Origin of the sequence: Flavivirga sp. 57AJ16, assembly GCF_028736925.1 — a bacterium.
Taxonomy (GTDB): domain Bacteria; phylum Bacteroidota; class Bacteroidia; order Flavobacteriales; family Flavobacteriaceae; genus Flavivirga.
In genome coordinates this window covers 72,687-93,583 of record NZ_JAQZAT010000012.1, presented here as the reverse complement: position 1 = coordinate 93,583, position 20,897 = coordinate 72,687, and the positions used below count along the sequence as shown (strand labels likewise).

Annotated in this window: 15 protein-coding genes; 4 read left to right on the top strand and 11 right to left on the bottom strand. The window is 34.7% G+C overall.

Annotation, left to right across the window (positions count from 1 at the left end):
* Nucleotides 1-37: 37 nt before the first annotated feature.
* The gene (locus PQO00_RS14270) at nt 38-1,249 is read left to right on the top strand and encodes a hypothetical protein (protein ID WP_274185519.1); all 1,212 of its coding nucleotides are present in this window, start codon (nt 38-40) and stop codon (nt 1,247-1,249) included.
* A 276-nt stretch (nt 1,250-1,525) separates the two neighbouring features.
* On the opposite strand, the gene PQO00_RS14265 is transcribed toward PQO00_RS14270, so the two are convergent.
* Nucleotides 1,526-1,957, bottom strand: a complete 432-nt coding sequence (locus PQO00_RS14265; RefSeq protein WP_274185518.1) for a TerB family tellurite resistance protein — start codon at nt 1,955-1,957, stop codon at nt 1,526-1,528.
* A 447-nt stretch (nt 1,958-2,404) separates the two neighbouring features.
* Here PQO00_RS14265 and mfd point away from each other — a divergent pair, with 447 nt between their 5' ends.
* Both mfd and PQO00_RS14255 read left to right on the top strand, forming a co-directional pair.
* The gene (gene mfd, locus PQO00_RS14260; RefSeq protein WP_274185517.1) at nt 2,405-5,812 is read left to right on the top strand and encodes a transcription-repair coupling factor; all 3,408 of its coding nucleotides are present in this window, start codon (nt 2,405-2,407) and stop codon (nt 5,810-5,812) included.
* Nucleotides 5,813-5,958: 146 nt separating this feature from the next.
* On the top strand, nt 5,959-7,290 hold the full coding sequence (locus PQO00_RS14255) for a TlpA disulfide reductase family protein (protein ID WP_274185516.1): 1,332 nt from the start codon (nt 5,959-5,961) through the stop codon (nt 7,288-7,290).
* A 170-nt stretch (nt 7,291-7,460) separates the two neighbouring features.
* Here the strand turns inward: PQO00_RS14255 and PQO00_RS14250 are convergent, their stop codons facing one another.
* The 8 genes from PQO00_RS14250 to PQO00_RS14215 all read right to left on the bottom strand — a co-directional run bounded on the left by PQO00_RS14250 (nt 7,461) and on the right by PQO00_RS14215 (nt 17,266).
* Entirely contained in the window at nt 7,461-7,820 is a 360-nt protein-coding gene (locus PQO00_RS14250) for a YraN family protein (protein ID WP_274185597.1), read from the bottom strand.
* A gap of 209 nt (nt 7,821-8,029) precedes the next feature.
* The gene (locus PQO00_RS14245; RefSeq protein ID WP_337992850.1) at nt 8,030-8,263 is read right to left on the bottom strand and encodes a GIY-YIG nuclease family protein; all 234 of its coding nucleotides are present in this window, start codon (nt 8,261-8,263) and stop codon (nt 8,030-8,032) included.
* Between the two features lie 1,111 nt (nt 8,264-9,374).
* On the bottom strand, nt 9,375-10,535 hold the full coding sequence (locus PQO00_RS14240; protein WP_274185515.1) for a metal ABC transporter permease: 1,161 nt from the start codon (nt 10,533-10,535) through the stop codon (nt 9,375-9,377).
* Nucleotides 10,528-11,655 (bottom strand): metal ABC transporter permease, encoded by a 1,128-nt coding sequence (locus PQO00_RS14235; protein WP_274185596.1) that lies wholly within the window; start codon nt 11,653-11,655, stop codon nt 10,528-10,530. The genes PQO00_RS14240 and PQO00_RS14235 overlap by 8 nt, the downstream gene beginning before the upstream one ends.
* Before the next feature lie 8 nt (nt 11,656-11,663).
* On the bottom strand, nt 11,664-13,265 hold the full coding sequence (locus tag PQO00_RS14230) for a DUF3843 family protein (protein WP_274185514.1): 1,602 nt from the start codon (nt 13,263-13,265) through the stop codon (nt 11,664-11,666).
* Nucleotides 13,266-13,320: 55 nt separating this feature from the next.
* A complete protein-coding gene (locus PQO00_RS14225; RefSeq protein ID WP_274185595.1) occupies nt 13,321-14,094 on the bottom strand; it encodes a metal ABC transporter ATP-binding protein in 774 nt (257 codons plus the stop codon).
* Nucleotides 14,095-14,098: 4 nt separating this feature from the next.
* A complete protein-coding gene (locus tag PQO00_RS14220) occupies nt 14,099-15,010 on the bottom strand; it encodes a metal ABC transporter solute-binding protein, Zn/Mn family (RefSeq protein WP_274185513.1) in 912 nt (303 codons plus the stop codon).
* Nucleotides 15,011-15,049: 39 nt separating this feature from the next.
* Complete coding sequence (locus PQO00_RS14215; RefSeq protein WP_274185512.1) at nt 15,050-17,266, bottom strand: TonB-dependent receptor; 2,217 nt, start codon at nt 17,264-17,266, stop codon at nt 15,050-15,052.
* Between the two features lie 261 nt (nt 17,267-17,527).
* On the opposite strand from PQO00_RS14215, the gene PQO00_RS14210 reads away from it, so the two are divergent.
* Nucleotides 17,528-18,184, top strand: coding sequence for a metal-dependent transcriptional regulator (locus tag PQO00_RS14210; RefSeq protein WP_274185511.1), 657 nt, complete (start codon nt 17,528-17,530; stop codon nt 18,182-18,184).
* Nucleotides 18,185-18,382: 198 nt separating this feature from the next.
* Here the strand turns inward: PQO00_RS14210 and feoB are convergent, their stop codons facing one another.
* Together feoB and PQO00_RS14195 are read right to left on the bottom strand one after the other, a co-directional pair.
* On the bottom strand, nt 18,383-20,620 hold the full coding sequence (feoB, locus tag PQO00_RS14200) for a ferrous iron transport protein B (protein WP_274185509.1): 2,238 nt from the start codon (nt 20,618-20,620) through the stop codon (nt 18,383-18,385).
* Nucleotides 20,613-20,849, bottom strand: a complete 237-nt coding sequence (locus tag PQO00_RS14195; RefSeq protein WP_274185508.1) for a FeoA family protein — start codon at nt 20,847-20,849, stop codon at nt 20,613-20,615. Before PQO00_RS14195 ends, feoB begins: the two co-directional genes overlap by 8 nt.
* Between the last annotated feature and the right edge of the window lie 48 nt (nt 20,850-20,897).

Here is a 20,897-nt window from a genome sequence, read left to right as displayed (position 1 = left end):
CGATTGTCTTTTGGTGTTGCTTTTTTAATGAAACAGAATGAATCAAAAAATAATACTCAATACCATTATTTTCATTTTTTTTACGGGCATTGATATATTACATGCTCAAAATGAAGAAAATAAAATAAATCAGGATTTCGAATTAGAAATTGAGGCAGAATACAGATACTTTTATGATGATGCAGCATTTAATGGTCAAAAACAACATTTTCCTTCTGTAGCTTTTACACCAGAATATTCATTAGATTGGAATAAAGGTTATGAGCAGTTTAATATGACTGGATTTTTTAGATTGGATGTTGATGATGAGCGAACACATTGGGACATTAGGGAACTATATTATCAAAAAGCAAAAAAATCATGGGAATTAAGTATAGGTCTTAAAAAAATATATTGGGGTGTTGCTGAGAGTAACCATTTGGTAGATATTATAAATCAAACGGATGCTGTCGAATCTTTTGATGGCGAAGATAAATTAGGACAGCCAATGGTTCAGTTTACTTATACAACCAAGAATCTAGGTAGTTTCAATTTCTTTTACTTGCCATATCATAGAAAGCGAACCTTTTCTGGAATAAAGGGACGATTAAGGTTTCCAGTAGTTATAGACAAAGATGATCTGCAATACGAAAGCAGTGCCAAGGAATGGCGTCAGGATGTGGCCCTTAGATGGAAACACTATTTTGGAGCTTTTGATGTGGGATTGACCCATTTTTATGGAAACGGAAGAGAACCTTTATTCACTTTTGACCCATTAGGTCATGTTAACGCATTTTATCCAGTAATTAATCAAACCGGGTTAGATTTACAGATTACCCACAATGCTTTTTTATGGAAATTGGAGTCTATTTACAGGTCGTCTAAAGCACAGGATTTCTTTGCCTTGGTGGCAGGTTTAGAGTTTACCTTCAGTAATATTGATGGCAATGGGCTGGATATTGGATTACTAGGAGAATATCTTTATGACGAACGCGACGAATGGGCCTTAAATGCCTTACAGAACGATGTGTTTTTTGGAAGTAGAATTGCTTTTAATGATACGCAGGACACGGCTATTTTAATCGGCGGTATTTTAGATTTAGAATCGAGCAGTAAAATTTTTAGTATCGAAGCGTCCAGACGTTTTGGAAGTAGTTGGACCGCTGAGGTAGAGGCAAGGGTTTTTAGTACTATTGATGCAAACGAATTTATACTATCTAATTTTAAAGAAGATAGTTTTTTAAGATTTAGCTTGTCTAAGTATTTTTGATAATGAGTACAATAAGGGGCCCTAAAAGAAAAACTTTGCCTCTGCGAAATTTCATAAAAAATGCGTTAGTTTTAAACTAACGCATTTTTTTATTATTGAACTCATCTTGACTTTTACTATTTCCTAAAAAATGGCTAAAATCCGTCCATATTTCGTTACTTTTCTTAACCGTAGCGATACTATGCCTTTCAAAAAGTGCCTCATCTGAACAAATTTTATCTCATTTTCGGTTAAACACAAAAAGTCAAGATGAGTTCATTGAGTAGAATAGAATTATTATCTATTCATATGTTTCATTTCATGAATAAAAGTATCTAAGTCTGTACCATTATTTACTAGGGTTAAAGCCTTGTCTATAATATATTTTACATTAACAGCATGAAAACCAAGACCTACACCAATTTTTTTCAACAGTAAATTTTCAGAATCCCCTTTAATCGTATCTACATGTACCATACGTACTAAATCATATAAACGTTCTAAACGGATATCGTAAGATACGGGCGGGTTTATAGGGTGCGATTTATAATTCTTTAAAATAGTTTTATAATCTCCTTCGCCAATCTCTAGCCTCTGTGCTAATCTATCCAAAAAAGCTTGTTCCTCTGGGGTAATAATACCATCATCCATGGCAACTCTTACAATAGCAGCGAAATGGGCCTCATTACGCTTTTTAAATCCACTATCAAATAAATCTGAAAACGACATATCTTGTTCTTTTTGTTTTAAAGTCGTGCAAACCTACATATTTTTTATATAAAATGAAATGAAAATAGCATAAAGTAGATGCTACTTTACTCAATATTAACAAATAAAAATGGACAGAGAAACTATAAATAAAACACAGGTTCTTTTTTAAATTAAAACACAGGGTTTTTTTACATGGCCTCAATATCTTTTTAAACCTTATAAAGAGGAGCGTGCAACGCGATTACCTGTCGATTTTTGGGTCTTGTTATTTCGTAGGGATCTGCAATATTTGCACTTAACTTTATATACATGACATGTGTATAATAGGTATGTGTACATTATAGTTTTTAATAGGCAAGTCCCATGCGAAATCATGATTTATAAAATCTTTTAAATTTCATTTAGATTTAACTTATAAAAAAAACAGTAAATCCTATATTTGTACTATTAAACCATAAAAATTAGGTGAGTAAAATCATGCTTGAACAAACCTACGCACAGACTTTGCAAATGCAAAATCTGCAAACCACTATTGCCCAACCCCAACCTTATGACCCAACTTATTTAGAGAAAAACCGAAAGATTGAAGATAAACCAAAGGTACATTTAACAGGACTCGTAGGATCCTCCTTTTCATTTGTAATTTCTAGCATTTTTAAACAAGCCGACAAGCCCTTTTTAATTGTTTTTAACGACAAAGAAGAAGCGGCATTTTATTTAAATGACTTAGAGCAGCTGTGTAGTGATAAGGATGTATTGTTCTACCCGGGAAGCTACCGCAGACCTTATCAAATAGAAGAAACGGATAATGCCAATGTATTACTACGTGCCGAGGTCTTAAATCGTATTAATTCACGAAAAAAACCAGCTATAATAGTTACCTATCCCGATGCCCTTTTCGAAAAAGTAGTGACTAGAAAAGAACTGGAACGTAATACCTTAAAAGTATCCATTGGCGAAAAGTTGTCTATAGATTTTGTGAACGAAGTATTGTTCGAGTACCAATTTAAACGGGTTGATTTTGTGACCGAACCAGGCGAGTTTTCAGTACGTGGTGGTATTGTAGATGTGTTTTCATTTTCGCATGACGAACCCTATAGGATAGAGTTTTTTGGAGATGAAGTAGATAGCATAAGAACCTTCGATGTAGAAACACAACTCTCGGTAGAACAGATTAAGAAAATTAGTATCATCCCTAATGTTGCCAATAAATTTTTAGAAGAAAAAAGGCAAAGTTTTCTTAAGTACATAGCCCAAAAAACAGTGGTTTGTTTAAAGAATGCCGACTTATTGTTTTCAAGAATTGATGATTTTTACCATAAAGCAGAAGACGCATTTAAAACGCTTTCAACAGCCGTTAAACATGCCGAACCAAGCGAATTGTTTTGTAATTCGGTATTATTGAAAAAGCAATTATTGGATTTTTCAATTATTGAGTTTGGTACACAGAATATCTTTTGCCATTCTGAACATAGTGAAGCCTCTCAAACCATTCAGTATAACACCACACCACAACCATCATTTAATAAACAGTTCCATCTTTTAATAGAAGATCTAAACACCAATTATAACAAAGGCTTTACTAACTATATTGCCTGTGTAAGTGAGCAACAGGCAAAACGTTTTAAGGATATTTTTGATGATGTTGAAGAAGAGGTCTCTTATAAAACTATTGTACTTTCTTTACACCAGGGATTTATTGATCATGATAATAAAATAGTATGCTATACAGACCATCAGATTTTTGAACGTTATCATAAATTTCATCTTAAAAACGGTTATGCGAAGAAGCAGGCCATTACCTTAAAAGAACTCACTAATTTAGATATTGGCGATTATGTTACACATATCGATCATGGTATTGGCCGTTTTGGCGGCTTGCAGAAAATAGATGTAGAGGGTAAAAAGCAAGAGGCTATCAAGTTGGTTTATGGAGAACGTGATGTATTATATTTAAGTATTCACTCGCTGCATAAAATTACCAAGTTTAATGGTAAAGATGGAAAGCCACCTAAAATATATAAACTTGGCAGTACGGCTTGGAAAACCTTAAAACAAAAAACCAAGGCCCGTGTAAAGCACGTGGCATTTAACCTAATAAAGCTTTACGCAAAACGTAAAACAGAAAAGGGCTATCAATACAATCCAGATAGTTATATGCAGCACGAGTTGGAAGCCTCTTTTATTTATGAAGATACGCCAGACCAAAGCACGGCAACTGCAGATATTAAGGCAGATATGGAAAGCGAACGCCCCATGGATAGATTGATCTGTGGTGATGTTGGTTTTGGAAAGACCGAAGTCGCCATTCGAGCAGCATTTAAAGCCGTAGATAATGGTAAACAAGTAGCCGTTTTAGTGCCGACTACTATTTTGGCATACCAACATTACAGAACATTTAGGGAACGATTAAAAGATTTCCCTGTTACTGTCGATTATATAAATCGTTTTAGAACAGCTAAAGAAAAACGTGAAACCCTTGAAGGCTTAGAAAAAGGACATGTAGATATTATTATAGGCACGCATCAACTTGTTAATAAAAATGTAAAATTTAACGATTTAGGGTTATTGATTGTGGATGAAGAGCAAAAATTTGGCGTCGCAGTAAAGGAAAAATTAAAAACATTAAAAGAGAATGTTGATGTATTGACGCTCACGGCAACGCCAATACCCAGAACGCTTCAGTTTAGTTTAATGGCAGCGCGTGATTTATCGGTTATTACAACACCACCACCAAATCGTTACCCTATTGAAAGCCATGTGATTCGTTTTAGTGAAGACACGATTAGGGATGCGGTGAGCTATGAAATTGAACGCGGCGGACAGATATTTTTCATTCATAACCGTATTGAAAATATTAAGGAAGTCGCGGGGATGATTCAACGTTTAGTACCAGATGCTAAAATTGGTATTGGACATGGGCAGATGGATGGAAAAAAACTAGAACAGCTTATGTTGGCATTTATGGATGGTGCGTTTGATGTTTTGGTAAGCACTACTATTGTTGAAAGTGGCCTTGATGTGCCAAATGCGAATACCATTTTTATCAATAATGCCAATAACTTTGGATTGAGTGATTTACACCAAATGCGAGGCCGCGTAGGGAGAAGTAATAAAAAAGCGTTCTGTTATTTTATTACACCGGAATATTCTGCCATGACAGATGATGCACGAAAGCGTATCACGGCCTTAGAGCAGTTTACAGAGCTAGGAAGTGGTTTTAATATAGCTATGAAAGATCTAGAAATTCGTGGTGCTGGTGATTTGTTAGGAGGGGAACAAAGTGGTTTTATAAATGAAATAGGCTTCGATACCTACCAAAAAATATTAAATGAGGCCATTGAAGAACTTAAAGAGAATGAATTTAAAGATTTGTACAGTGACCCTGGCGAAGATAAAGTTTATGTAAAAGAAGTGACTATCGATACCGATTTCGAATTGCTTTTTCCAGATAATTATGTTAATAATATTGCAGAGCGATTAAGTCTATACACACAGCTTAATAACTTAAAAACCGAAGAAGAATTAAGTGCTTTCGAGGCCGAATTATTGGATCGTTTTGGAGCATTGCCAGAACAAGTGACCGACTTGTTAAGTAGTGTCCAAGTTAAGTGGTTGGCTACCAAGATAGGTTTTGAAAAAGTGATCATGAAAAAAGGAAAATTTATTGGTTATTTTATTAACGATCAACAAAGTAATTTCTACCAAAGTAGTAACTTTACAAAAGTATTGCAGTTTGTACAAACACATTCAAATAATTGTAAAATGAAAGAAAAACAAACTCGGAACGGATTGCGTTTAATGCTTACATTCGATAATATAAAATCCGTAAAACAAGCATTAAAAGCATTGAAGCCTATTATTGTGGCTTAATTATTGTTTAATTAAAAAGAGCCTTGATGTAAAGTTTCAAGGTTTATTTAAAAATACTATTCTCGCACCTGTGCTGAGTTTGCCTGTGCTGAATTTGTTTCAGTATCTCAGTATTTCAGTAACAAGTGGAAATCTAAATAAGTATAATGTTGAACCGCTTATTCTTTTTAATAGTTTTATTACCTAGTATTCTTATTGCCCAACATGCCATTAATGGTAAGTTTTCACCAGCAGAAGATTACAATGTTGCTTTGTTGTATAAAGTGACTCCAACACTGTCTAAGTATATTGCGAATGCCGAAGTAAAAGAGGATGGGAGCTTTCAATTTAAATTAGACTCTTCTGCGACTAAAGGAATGTACCGAGTGGTGTATGCAGTACCACAAGAAGATTATAATTTTGATGTTATCTACAATGGGAAAGAAGATATAGACCTAACTTTTAATTCTGAAACAGGGGTCACTTTTCAAAACTCAATAGAGAATAAATTATTAGCAGCCTACACCAATAGTATGTCTATGGTTACTCAAAGCCTTGGGAATTATTTCAAACAAAAAAACGAAGATATATTGGCGTTAAAGGCTATTTTTAAAGCCCAAGCAGAAACCCAGTCTAGTTTTGAGGCTGCTGGAAAAAATACGATTGCACTTTCTTTTATTAAGGCCAACAAACCGTACATCCCTAAAAAATTTATAGATGTTAACACTTACGTTGATAGTTTAAAGGCCCACTATTTTGATTTTGTGGATTTTAGTAATAAAACACTTCAAAGCTCTAGCTTTTTAGAAGAGCGTATGTTAAATTACGTGTTTGGAATGTCGTTTAAATCGGAAGACGAAATAACTGGTTATAAGAATAATATTGATGTGTTTTGCGAGGCTATGAAGCATGCTCCAATAAAAGTTAAAAGAATTTTGTTGGTCGATTTATGGCAGCAGATGGTAGACTTAAACCATGAGAGTGTCGCTAATTATATTGCTGAAACCTATTTAATGGATATTGCAGTATCGTTAAATGACCAAGAACTTTTACATGGGTTAATTTTATTTAAAAATCTTTCTATAGGTAGCGTAGCTCCCGATTTTTCTCTTGAAATAGTAAAAGATAAAAAGACGATCACTAAAAAGTTAAGTAAGTTGGACGGCGCCGAGCATTATGTTGTTTTATTTTGGAGTAGTACGTGTTCGCATTGTTTAGATGAAGTGCCGCAACTATACACCTACATGCAATCTAAAGAAAAAGGTCAAGTAAAAGTTGTTGCTGTTGCCTTGGAAAAAGATGCTACTGAGTGGAAAGGCTTAATATCCAGTTATCCAGAATTCATACATGTTTATGGGGCAGGGAAATGGGATAATGAGATTGGCAATGATTATGGAGTCACTGCAACACCAACCTATTTTGTATTAGACAAAGAGAAACATATCGTTTCAAAACCCGAAAATTTTGAAGCTTTAAAGCTGTTTTTTGAAAAAGAATAGCTTATGTCATAATGAGGAGTATTACGATATGGTTGTTTGTTGAATTGATAATGCCATCTTGAATATTGCCGAGAAATAAAATATGTTTTGTTTCGAAGGTAGAAGCGAAGCTATAAAGAACCTTATCATGTTTTAAGTTTTATTTCCTAAGATTCCCTCCTTCGAGGGCATTAGAAATGATAAAAAGCATTTTCTAAATGCTCAATGTAAAAACCTTCTTTTTCTTTTACGATGGCTATAATATCAAAACGGACTTCAACATCTAAACTATTTTCATTTACGTAGTGGTCAACGGCTTTTACTAAACGCTGAATTTGTTTTGGTTTTAAAAAATCTTGCGGATTTCCAAAATCGGTTGTCGAACGGGTCTTTACTTCAATAATGGCCAGTGTCTCTTTTTGTTGCGCCATAATATCGACTTCAGCTTTATCATAACGATAATTGCGTGCTATAATGCCGTAACCGTTCTTTAGTAGAAAATCGACTGCTAGTTGTTCCCCTTTTTTTCCGAGTTCGTTATGTTTTGCCATACATACTTCCTGCACAGGCAGGAATCTTATCAGGTTAAGGTTACAATTTAATTAATCGAATTGACTTTCAAGCCAAAAAAGGAATTATTCTTCTTAACTATAGTATTATTACCTCCTAAACGAAAAGAAGTCGCTATGTCATTCAGAAGGAGGAACGACTGAAGAATCTTTATATCTTTTCATTTAAAAACGACCATGAAGTATTAAAGCTATTTATAATTTTCTTTTTTAGCTCTACTCCAACCCTTAATTTGTTCTTCTCTTGCTATCGCATCTTCAATTTCGAAAAAGTGCTCATAATAGATCAAATAATAACATCTATATTTAGCTGTAAATGTTTTAGAAAAGGGTGTCGGATTTTTATGAAAGTACAATCTTTCTTTAAGGTTATTTGTAACTCCAGTATAAAGAACGGTTTTCCCTTTATACCAAATAAACTTCAAAACAACTGGTTAAATCCGTTTAGCTCACTATCATTTATTTTTATAATAAGGAGTTCATGAATCTTCGATTACTATTTCCTTTATATTTCAATAAAAAACATAACCATAACTAGGCTATGCATATGTTTTTTATCACATCTAAAGAAAAAATAATTCAAATTTATTACCAATCATTTTAAAATTCATTTGGTATTATTGGTTAATATATAAACATAATAGTTATGATTACCAATTGATTTCACATGATGAATTTAATGAAAAAAATAAAGATAGATTCTTCGCTGCGCTCTGAATGACATGCTGCGCTCTGAATGACATGCTGCGCTCTGAATGACATGCTTCGTTTGAAGCAAAATAGACATCATGTCATTCAGAAGCCTGCCTGTCAGCAGCTACGGAGTACCCACAAATCATGATCTTCTGTCGCGGCCACAGATAAAAAGAACTCGCCCTATGTCCCTTGCTTTCAGTATAGGTTTGCCGTACCAGCCTCGCATACCGCTTTTTATAGAGCGCTCAGGTCTCTCTGCTAGCTGTTGGAAAAATACCATAGGGCTGTCCCCGACCTTTCGGAAGGGGACCGAGCGTTTAAAAATAGTCCGGGGGACTATTTTAGCGTAGGTGCCAGACTGCGCGAAGGACTAAAAAGCTTCGAGGAACAGGAGCATTGGCGTTGGACATTGCGGTGGAGCGACGCGAAGTTTTGGGCCCGGTTCTTCTCTGGCGATAGCATGAGAAGAAATCCCTCTCGAAAGGGCGTCTTTTCTCCTGCCTGCCGGCAGGCAGGTTTGTTACTTTTCTTTGGACGGGCAAAGAAATCGAAGATTCACGAACACCTATTTATCAAATAAGATCAGTGAGCTAAATCGAAGATTCACGAACACCTATTTATCAAATAAAATCAGTGAGCTAAAAGTAAGTAAAAAAGGAAATAAGCTTTTGTTCTTTATATTGAAAAAAGATGTGGGTAACACCGTAGCTGTCAGCAGACAGGCGGGAACGACAGAAGAATCTAAAAAACGTATTATTAATAAGTAAACGTCTAGTATAAATATATAGAGATTCTTCACTATAGCCTGTACTGAACGTAGGCGAAGTATTCTGAATGACACTAGCCCCTAAACAAAAAGAAGTCGTCTTTCATATGTTCTATTTTGGAATCTTCATTGGTAATAATATAATCAATAGCTTGGGAAGTGAAATCTTCTCCTTTTTCCGTTAATGACACAATCTTATTTTCAATAACGATCATATTATTTTTAAGTGCTAATTCCAAAACAGTTTTACTCCGTACTTTTTGCCAATTAATATGTTCGTTAAGGTGGTTTACATGGCGTTCTTCTTCTTCGATATGATTTCTTAAATGCAGTAAAAAGGTGAGTAACGAAACTTCTGTACGTTGTTGTTTTTCTCTGTAAAGCACTGCAATAACACCTTTGTTGGGAGCAAACAAATAAATGACTAAAAATAATAGGCCTAACATGGTCGTAATAGAGCCTGCAATGGAGGCATCTAACCAATGGGCCAGCCAATAACCGGATATGGCACTAAATACGCCAAAACAAATAGCGTATACAAGCATACGTTTTAAGTTGGTAGTAAGCAAATAAGCGGTAGCAGCAGGGGCAATCATTAAAGCGACTACTAAAATAGCGCCAACGGCATCAAAAGCGCCTACAGTGGTGATAGAAGAAACCGTCATAAGACCGTAATGAATAACGGCAGGCGAAAACCCTAAAGATGCTGCTAAACCTGCATCAAATGTGCTTATTTTCAGTTCTTTAAAAAACGCAAATAATAACCCAATCGTAATCAATAAAATACTACCAATAACCCATAACGATTTTGGGCCAACATCCACTCCTGAAATTAATAACCTATCAAAAGGCGCAAAGGCCAATTCACCCAATAAAACAGCATCTACATCTAAATGGACATCGTTGGCATTTTTAGCAATTAAGATAACACCAATACTAAACAGTATCGGGAAAACCAAACCAATGGCCGTATCTTCTTTTACTAAGCCCGTTTTTTGAATGTATTCAACCAAAATGACCGTGATAATACCTGTTATTGCTGCTAAAAGAATCAATAAAGGAGAGTTTAAGTCCTGAGTGATAAAAAAACCAATAACAATGCCAGGTAAAATAGAGTGACTTATGGCATCGCTGATCATTGCCATTTTACGAAGCACTAAAAAAGTGCCCGGAATGGCGCAAGCGATAGCAACCAAACTGGCTATAAGCTGTATTTCTATTTGAGCACTACCCATTATTTTCGGTTTGTTGGTTGTACAAATTAGAAGCCGTTTTAAAACCTTCTTCTGTTAAGCTCCACATACTACCATTAAGGTTTACGTAATTTTTTCGAACTAATTTTTGAAGGGTCCCTTTTGTATACCCTTGAAAATTATTTAAGATCTTAATAGCGTGAGGGTGCGAAATATTTTCATGTGTTTTAGCAATGTGGTACATAAACGACAATGTTTTGTGAAGCTGTAAATCACGACGGTTTTTGATGAATCGTATTTGTTTAAAAAGTAATCCGCGATTTGGAGAAAAAATAAAGGAAATGAGTACAAATATACCGGCAACGATAACGATTACCGGTCCCGTTGACAGGTTGTTCTGACTTGCACTAATGGCTGTTCCAAAAACACCTGAAAATGCTCCGAACGTGGCAGCCAGGAGAACCATAATCCCCAGGTTATTGGTCCACTGTCTTGCTGCTGCGGCAGGCGCTAATAACATAGCGCTCATAAGAACAACACCTACGGTTTGTAAACCTAGCACAATAGCTAGCACAATAAAAGTGGTAATTAAAATATCTATGAACCTCGTATTGAATCCAAGTGTTTTTGTATAGTCGGCATCAAAAAGAAGGATTTTAAACTCTTTCCAAAAAAGTAGTAAAACAATAAGGCAAATACCAGTTACAATAGCCATAAGCCAAACATCACTTTCAACTAAAGTGGCGGCCTGCCCGAATAAATATTTATCCAAACCCGCCTGATTGGCATTGGGCTGTTTTTGAATAAAAGTTAAGAGGAGCATTCCGAAACCAAAAAACAGGGACAAAATAAGGCCCAAAGCGGTATCTGATTTTAAATGTGTTTTACTAATAATGCCGCGTATCCAAAAAGTACCAATAAGCCCACTTATTAAAGCCCCTAATAATAATACATTACTGTCTTTTGCGCCTGTAATTAAAAAGGCAATGGCAATCCCAGGGAGTGCCGCATGTGAAATAGCATCGCCCAAAAGGCTTTGTTTTCGCAATACAGCAAAGCTTCCCAACATACCGGTTACAGCACCTAGAATTGCCGTACCAAGGGTGATGGTTCTTAAGGTGTAATCTGTAAAGACGAGTTGTATGTATTCCTGTAAGTCTATGATTGCCTTTATTTATCTATTAGTGTTATTGCTGATTTTGTGAAATAATTATCTTTTTTCCAAAACCTAAGAAGAAAATCTAAATCGTCTAAATAGCTTTTGTACGGTTCTTTTTTAAAAAAAGACAATTTATTTTTGTAAGTCTCCACAAAATATAAAACCAATTCTACAGAATAATCTGGAGATATTAGTAAATGCATAATGTCGTCATTATCTTCATGAGTGAAAAATGGATTGTTTTCATCTGGAAAAGCATTTATAATATCAAAATAAATTTCCACCCCTTTTTTTGAATTGAAAAAGATGATAGCTTCTTCCTCTGAATTAAAATCTTCAGGGTTATTTTTATTGTAAGAATAGCCATCATCTTTTATTCGTTGTAAAGCTTCTTTTTGTTGTTTGTTAGAAAGATTAAGGGTTTTTATATAATGAGAAATATAGTTTGATAGAAACGTTTCAACTTCATTAGCTTTTAAAAAAGCAATTGGACTATTATTGTTGAAGCTTAAAAATGCTTTTTCCTTTTTTCTTAGAATATCATCTATTTTTTTAGGGTCATTTAAAAAGTTAACTTCAGACCTTGCCTCTAATGAGTTTTTTTGATCTAAAATAACATCTGCATCAAAATCAGAAATACTAAAATTTCCAGAAAACCACCATTCTTTATTCCATTTTACTAATCCAATATATAAAATATCATTCTCGTCTAGATTTTCATAATGGTCAAAAGATTTCTTGGTCATTTCAAAAGTCATGCCCGAAGCAATATGTTCTATATTAACATTATTTTCATTCTGACTTTTATAAAAAAATAAGCCAAAAATTTTATCGGAAATACTTTCTATTCTTTCATATTCAGAATGTGTTTTTTCTAAAAGATTTTTTGCCCAGTCTTTTGCATTTAAAGCTAAAAGCGAACTGGTTGTGTTAAAGGTGAAATCTTCTGTAATTTCTCGAATATAGCCCATTACCATACTTGGGTCTTCTTCTTTGTTTTCTTCTATAATATCTAAAACATTAAGATCTAATTGCAGTTTAATATCGGTATAAAATAAGTAGGACTCGAAGAAGACAAATTGTAAAAACGTTCTTGTTTGGTAAAAATCCACATTAGTATCTTCAAATGCATATAGTTTTTTTAGTTTTTCGTTTTCTGGAGCATATTCATATTCGTCATCAAATATTTGCATGGTTGTTGTTGCAATATCTAGAATAAAATCATTGTAAGGATTTATAAATTTATCCTGCTGAATGGTGTTTAAAAAATACCAAGTTAAAAAAGCGACGTCTTCGAAATTAATTTCTTCATCAATGTAGTCATCTTCAATAATATAAAAAGGAAGCTTTTTATTATAAAGATCTTTATACATTGATTTGAAAGTGTACCATATATTGGTTTGTGAAATAACATCTTCAAAATAACAAGTTAAAAAACAGCTTAGTAATAATATATCTTCTTTTTCGATAAATTGAGAAAGCATAAAACTTGATGACGGTATGAAGTTTGAATGAACGTTATTAGCTACTTTAAGATAGTATAAATCTGTGTTTGCACTATAATTTTCAGGTTTTAATGCCAACCAATGTTTCAAATATATTTTACTTTTCATTTTAATATTTGCTTTGTTCTAAATGTAAACTGCCACTGCAAACCGTTAACTTTTTCTATTCCTGTATACTCACTTTATAATTAATACCATAGGTCTTTGTTAAATTATCATCATTAAAAATATCCTTGACCGGGCCTGTTGCGATTTTCTTTACATTTAAAAAGGTGACCCAGTCGAAATATTCTGGAACCGTTTGTAAATCGTGATGTACAACGATAACCGTTTTATTTGCTTTTCTTAATTCTTTTAAAATATTGATGATGGCAATTTCGGTAGTGGCATCAACCCCTTGAAACGGTTCGTCCATAAAATAGATGGATGCATCTTGCACCAAAGCTCTTGCCAGAAAAATACGTTGCTGCTGTCCGCCGGAAAGCTGACTTATTTGCCTATTCTTAAAAGGCAGCATGCCTACCTTCTCTAAGGCTTCAAGAGCCATTTTCTTTTCTTTTTGACCTGGGCGCTTTATCCAGCCCAGACTGCCATATGTTCCCATCATGACAACGTCTAAAGCTGTTGTTGGGAAATCCCAGTCTACACTTCCTTTTTGTGGTACGTAGGCAACTAACGCCCGTTGTTTTTCATAAGATTTACCATAAATACTAACACTGCCCGCAATGGGGTTTAAAATACCAAGAATTGATTTTATAAGGGTCGATTTTCCCGCACCATTGGGGCCAACAATAGCCATAAGGACCCCTTCGGGTATTTCTAAATCGATATCCCAAAGCACGGGTTTGTAGTTATATGCTACGGTTAAATCGTCTACTTTTACGGCAATGCTTCCTGCGAAGGCAGGAGTCTCATCGTTATTTTTATCTTGGGTCATCATTTTATTTAAGCGCATTAACAATCGTGTTTACATTATACTCAAACATACCAATATATGTGCCTTCCGCAGTACCTGCGTTTCCCAAAGCATCAGAGTATAAAGAACCTCCAATAATAACGTCATGTCCTTTAGATTTTACAGCAGCTTGTAGTGCTTCAATGGTACGTTTAGGTACTGAACTCTCTACAAAAATAGCTTTTACATTTTTCTCTATAATAAACGCCGATAATTTTTGAACATCTTGTACGCCTGCTTCTGTAGCGGTCGATAGCCCTTGTAAACCAACTACTTCGAAATGAAATGATTTTCCGAAATAATTAAAGGCGTCGTGTGCTGTTACCAAAATACGTTTTTCTTCTGGAAGGGTATCAATAATCGAGGTTAATTTGATTTTTAATGCTTCCAATTGTTTCATGTAATTTGCACCATGTGCTTCGAATGTTGTTTTTTGTTCTGGAATGGCTTCTGAAAGTTTATCAACTATAAATTGAGTGGCTTGCATCCAGTAGTCTACATTAAACCAAATATGGGGATCGTAATTGGAGGCAAAATACTCAGAGCCAATCAATGTTTTTTCATCTAAAGCATCAGAAATGGCAATCGTTTTGGTTTTTTGATTGTGCATTTTTTCGAATACTTCTACCAGTTTTCCTTCTAGATGAAGTCCGTTGTAAAAAATAATATCGGCATTGGCTAATTTAGTGACATCGCCTTCACTGGCTTTGTATAAATGTGGATCGACACCGCTTCCCATTAAGCCTTGTAAGTTAATATGCTCTCCACCTATATGCTTTACCAGATCGGTAATCATGGTCGTTGTAGTGACGACATTTAATTTGTTGTTGGCCTTTTTTTCGTTTTTACAATTTAAGAAAACTAAAGCGATAACGATTATATAGAGTTGTTTTTGCATATATTTAATTTGTTGCGAAATTACTAAAAAGCACTTAAATTATTTAAAAGAATACCTCATACCAAAAAAGGCACGAATCCCTTGGTTTGGTCCATATACATAGGATGGGTCGAATGGTAAATCTGTGGGGTCGTTCTCATCCAGAGTTTTGTCAAAGGGATCATAGGTCCTTGAAATAATAAAAGGGTTTCCTTTATTTGGGGTCCAGTTTAACAGATTTTTCACGCCTCCGTAAATTTCAAAATTGGTTAACCCATCATAGGTTAGTTGTATATTTTGTATACTCCATACGGGCGAATTTTCTTTTCGGGGGTCAAATTCCCCTAAAGTAGGTAGCCTCATGGGACCGTATATATTGCCAGTATAATCCAGGGTTAAATTGTATTTATAACTTTTATAAGAGGCAGCCCATGTCCCTGTAAAGCGCTCTGTTAAAATTTGACGCTGTTTTATACCATTTTCAGTTTGGGACACATCTTGAAACGTTCCCCCTATTAAAACTTTAACGCCGCTGGCAATAATAGCATCTAAATTTACGCTTACCCCTTTTGTAATGGCTTTGCCATTTAAATTATCGTATATAATTTGGTTGGGGTTTGTATCGTAGTCCGGTGTAATCAAATTTGTAAAATGTGTATACCAAGCAGAGGCATCCAGTCCTATAATAGCTCCAGATTTGGTATAAAACTTTTTAAGGTAATTTATGTTGACATTATAAGAGCGTTCTGGTTTTAATTTTTCTGTAATGATAACATCTCTCGCACCGGTAAGGGCTGCATGCTCTTCGGTAAAAATGTTAACCACTCTAAACCCTGTACCGGCATTTACACGAAAAATATCATCACTAGTAGGCTTGAATTTGTAGGCAATTCTTGGTGTGAATATATTGCCATGCCTTTTATCATAGTCATAGCGTGCACCTAATAGTAGGGTGTGTTTATCGTTAAGTTTAATTTCATCTTGTGCAAAAAGGGAAGGGATAACAACTTCGTCGGCTGTTACTGTGGCTGGCGTATTATCATTATAGTAATTGTATCTGGCAGCAATACCAAATAGCAAATCGTGGTTTTTAAGCGGTTTGTCCCAGGTAAGTTGCCCAAAACCAATACGTTGTTGTGCTAAGTATGGCACATTACCGTATACCGAATTTTGATCATGGTCTGTATAAGAGAATTGAAATAGAAATTTCTCGGTCACCGGTAATTGGTATTTTCCTAAAAATTCAAAACGAGAGGTGTAAATACTTTCGCCGTAAACCTGATCACCACCTCTATAAGATGGATTCCATTGCATTTCTCCGCCCCATCTATCTTCATAAAAATAGCGACCAGCCAAAGAAAACAGCCTATTTTTGTCACGTTTAAAATCCCATTTCTGAAAAACAGAAATTCTATTTTGAAGGGTCAGATCAGTAAAATTGTCTCCGTTATTATCTATCGGATTATTGTAGTTGAAATAATTAGTGCCAAAAAGTAAATTGGCTTTATTACCTATTTTGGTTTTAAAACCTAAGTCCAGATTAATCTCTCCCCAACCTGTTGCATAGCTGTCGGCAAAAAAACGGGGTGCGTTTTCTGGAAGTTTTGTTATGATATTAATTAAACCTCCAACGGCTTCACTTCCGTAAAGGGAAGAAGCAGGCCCTTTTACAATTTCAATTTGTTCGATCAAGGAGTTAGGAATTCCCGAAAGGCCATAAACGGTAGATAATCCACTTACAATGGGCATACCATCAATAAGCACAAGGGTGTATGGGCCTTCTAAACCATTAATATGAATGTCTCCCGTATTGCAAACATTACAATTAATCTGTGGACGGACACCATTTACATTTTGCAAGGCTTCAAAAATATTGGGAGTTGGATTCTTTTTTAAAAATGTAGGAGAATAAACTTCAACCGGTACTGGGCTTTCCAAACGAGATACTGCCTTTAAAGTTCCTGTAACGACAACTTCATCAAGTAATTCAGATTCAGGTAAATCAAAATCTACAACAACATCATTTGAAGAAATGGTCACTTTTTTTTTCTGGGTTTGGTATCCGGTGAACGAAGCAACAATAGTATATGTGCCAGCATCAATATTGTTTATTTTAAACGAGCCATCATCATTGGATACGGCTCCTTTTCGTGTGCTTTTTAAATAAATATTTACATAAGGCAATGCACTACCGTCCGATATTGTTTTGCCAGTTATACTTTGGGCGTTTGCTGAAAAAGATAATACACTTAACAGGAGTATTATTAGGGGTTTCATAAGATATTTTTTATGCAAATATAAAATAATTTTTAGATTAATCTAAAAATTATTTTGATATTATAATTATTCTATCTTTGTTATGAGCTCATTTAAACTTTTTGGATTGAAGCGAAAATTAGTCGTTTTGTGTCCAGTTGAAGACTTTTTTGAGTTGCATAGCATCGCTATGGAATAAAAAAAGACAAAAAATGGTTGCAAAAGGGCAATTTTTTAGCCAATTATAAAAGTTTAAATGAGTTCTATATCTAAATAATAGTTATGATAACCCTTACGGAAGAAAATTATATAAAAGCTATTTATCATCTGGGAAAGTATGGTGTTAATAATGTAAGCACGAATGCTATTGCCAAGGAAATGGAAACCAAAGCGTCGTCTGTGACCGATATGGTTAAGAAACTTTCTGAAAAGAGCTATGTCGATTATAAGAAATATCAGGGCGTTACCTTAACTGGGAAGGGAAAGGAAGTTGCTGTTAACATTGTTAGAAAACACAGGCTTTGGGAAGTGTTTTTGGTTGAGAAGCTAAATTTTTCATGGGATGAAGTCCATGAGGTAGCGGAGCAGCTAGAACATATAAAGTCTAAGAAATTAATTAGTCAGTTAGATGCCTTTTTGGAATTCCCAACGCACGATCCACACGGCGACCCTATTCCAGATAAAACAGGTAAGATTAAAAAGATTGATAAAATTTTACTTTCCGAGGCAAAAATAGGAGATGATTGTATCTGTGTTGGAGTTCAGGATTCTTCCTCGGATTTTTTAAAGTATCTAGACAAAAATAATATTGCTTTGGGAACGGAATTGAAAGTTTGTCACCGTGAACCTTTTGATAATTCTGTTACAATAAGGATAAAAACAAAGGAGCTTATTATATCTAATATGATTGCAAATAATCTATTTGTAAAGGTTTCTTAAAGTTAATTCTTTAAAAGGGCATCAAATTAATGACAACCGCAACCGTTATCTCCGCCACAAGCTTTTTTGGATTTTGATTTTTTCCAGAAGAATTTTTTAATCAAAAACATGACAGCTAAAGTTAATGCTGAAAAAACTAATATGTTTTGAATAATGGTATTCATGTCTATTTTGTCGTAACCGATCTAGTAACTTTACTTATTTTAAGAGTTGAAATGCAATTAATGCTACTATATACGCAAAGGTAGTCATAATGACCAATTGTAAAACGGGCCATTTCCAGCTATTGGTTTCTTTTTTAACAATAGCCAAGGTACTCATACATTGCATGGCGAAAGCATAAAATAACAACAAGGAAATACCAGAGGCAAAAGTGAAAACAGCTTTGTTTGTTGATTGGTGTCTTTCAGATTGCATTTTGGCACGGATTGTTTTGTTTTCGTCATCTTCAATTTCGCTTCCAACACTATAAATAGTGGATAAAGTACCAATAAATACTTCTCTTGCTGCAAACGAACTCACAATGGCGATGCCTATTTTCCAATCATAGCCTAAAGGTCTGATTGCCGGTTCAACGACTTTTCCAATATACCCTAAAACAGAGTTCTCCAATTTAAGGGATGCTATTTCGTCATTAATAACCGCTTTCTTGAAAAGGGGCGTTTTATAATTTATGGAATCAGAAATTTGAGTTTCTGTGATATTATCGTAATCTTCGATCAAACTGTTCTTATAACGTTCCTGCTTATTCTGTAAAGAAAATGCTTGAATTTTACTGAAGCCATTTTCGTTAATTTTACGATTAACGATCTCTTTTGCATTGCTATAGTTCGAGTTAAGACCTATAGAACCTAATACCCAAATGACTATAGATATGGCTAGAATAATTTTCCCGGCACCAAAAATAAAAGCTTTTGTTTTTTCAATAACCGTAAAGATTACGTTTTTGAATAGGGGAAGTTTGTAGTTGGGCATTTCGACCACAAAAAAAGTTTTGCTTCTTATTTTTAGGACTTTGTTGAGTAAATAAGCTGAAAAAACGGCGGATCCAAATCCAATTAAGTAAAGTAACATGAGTGTTAAAGGCTGGTATCCAAGGCCAAAGAAACGTTCTTTGGGGATTACTAATTCTATGATGATCAAATAAACAGGAAGCCTGGCAGAGCAGGTTGTGAAGGGTGTCACTAAAATAGTGATTAAGCGTTCTTTCCAACTTTCAATATTCCTTGTGGCCATAATTGCAGGAATAGCACAAGCAGTACCGGAAATTAATGGGACAACACTTTTACCGCTTAAACCAAAACGCCGCATCACCCGATCCATTAAAAATACCACACGGCTCATATAGCCACTTTCTTCAAGTACAGCTATAAATAAGAACAAAAAAGCGATTTGTGGAATGAAAATAATGATACCACCAAGACCGGGAATAATACCTTCTGCCAATAAATTAGTGAAAGCACCATTTGGTAGTATGTTTTTAATCCCTTCGCTTAAGGATGCAAAAACGTTATCGATAAAATCCATTGGCACACTGGACCAGTCATAAATTGCCTGGAAGATAGTGAGCAGAATAATAAAGAAAATAGCATACCCCCATACTTTATGAGTTAAAATACGATCTAGTTTTGTTCGTAAATCCTTGGCCTGCGAAACATCGATGGTTTGTCCTTTTTTAAGAGCATTATTTATAAATTGGTAGCGTTTAATGGTTTCTCTTTGCTGTAAACGCTTTAAATCGCCTTTGCTTTTAGTTTTAAAATCGGCAACAGCATCAATTTCATTTCTATCTGTTTTTCCGAAGTTAACATCTTGGGTAATTACCAACCAAAGTTTATATAAAAGTTGATTGGGAAATGCTTTACGTAAATTATCAAAATAGTCCTTGTCTATATCTGAAGCATTTAAGCAAGGAGATATGGGAAGATCTTTAAAGTTAGCAATGAGGTTTTTTAAGTTGTCGATACCTTCATTCTTTCTTGTGCTAATTAAAGCGATTTTGGTTTGAAGGTGTTTTTCTAAGTAATCAATATCTAATGAAATACCCTTGTAGCTCATCCTATCTGCCATATTAATAACAAGAAGTGTAGGGATTTCTAAATCTTTAATTTGTGTAAACAATAAAAGATTTCGTTTTAAGTTCTCTACATCACTTACAACAACGGCTATATCTGGAAAATCTTTATCGTTTTTATTTAAGAGGAGCTCTATGACCACATTTTCATCAAGAGAAGAAGCATTCAAGCTGTAAGTTCCAGGTAAATCGATAATATGGGCTTTAACACCTCGCGGGAGTTTACATATGCCTTCTTTTTTTTCGACCGTAATCCCTGGATAATTACCAACTTTTTGATTTAACCCCGTTAATGCATTGAAAACGGATGTTTTTCCTGTATTTGGATTACCTATTAAGGCGACGTTTATTTGCTTACCCATGCGTTATTTTTTCAATTAAGATATGAGAAGCCGTTTCCTTTCTAATGGCTAAATGGGTGCCATTAATATTTAAATACATGGGATCTTGAAAGGGAGCAAGTTGCAGAAGTTGCACCAAATTACCCGGTAAGCATCCCATTTCTAAGAGTTTTAATGGGATATGAATAGATGAAACATCGGTAATAATGCCCTTTTCACCACGTTTAAGATGTGCTAAAGTATCTTGCAAGCTTATTTAGATTGATTTTAAAGAAGCAAAAGTAGTATAAAAAAGTAG

Bases quoted from the DNA above. Each gene is read 5' to 3' on its own strand.
- PQO00_RS14270 (WP_274185519.1), top strand. From the start codon at position 38: ATGAATCAAAAAATAATACTCAATACCATTATTTTCATTTTTTTTACG.
- PQO00_RS14265 (WP_274185518.1), bottom strand. From the start codon at position 1,957: ATGTCGTTTTCAGATTTATTTGATAGTGGATTTAAAAAGCGTAATGAG.
- PQO00_RS14255 (WP_274185516.1), top strand. From the start codon at position 5,959: ATGTTGAACCGCTTATTCTTTTTAATAGTTTTATTACCTAGTATTCTT.
- PQO00_RS14250 (WP_274185597.1), bottom strand. From the start codon at position 7,820: ATGGCAAAACATAACGAACTCGGAAAAAAAGGGGAACAACTAGCAGTC.
- PQO00_RS14240 (WP_274185515.1), bottom strand. From the start codon at position 10,535: ATGGGTAGTGCTCAAATAGAAATACAGCTTATAGCCAGTTTGGTTGCT.
- PQO00_RS14230 (WP_274185514.1), bottom strand. From the start codon at position 13,265: ATGAAAAGTAAAATATATTTGAAACATTGGTTGGCATTAAAACCTGAA.
- PQO00_RS14225 (WP_274185595.1), bottom strand. From the start codon at position 14,094: ATGACCCAAGATAAAAATAACGATGAGACTCCTGCCTTCGCAGGAAGC.
- PQO00_RS14220 (WP_274185513.1), bottom strand. From the start codon at position 15,010: ATGCAAAAACAACTCTATATAATCGTTATCGCTTTAGTTTTCTTAAAT.
- PQO00_RS14215 (WP_274185512.1), bottom strand. From the start codon at position 17,266: ATGAAACCCCTAATAATACTCCTGTTAAGTGTATTATCTTTTTCAGCA.
- PQO00_RS14210 (WP_274185511.1), top strand. From the start codon at position 17,528: ATGATAACCCTTACGGAAGAAAATTATATAAAAGCTATTTATCATCTG.
- feoB (WP_274185509.1), bottom strand. From the start codon at position 20,620: ATGGGTAAGCAAATAAACGTCGCCTTAATAGGTAATCCAAATACAGGA.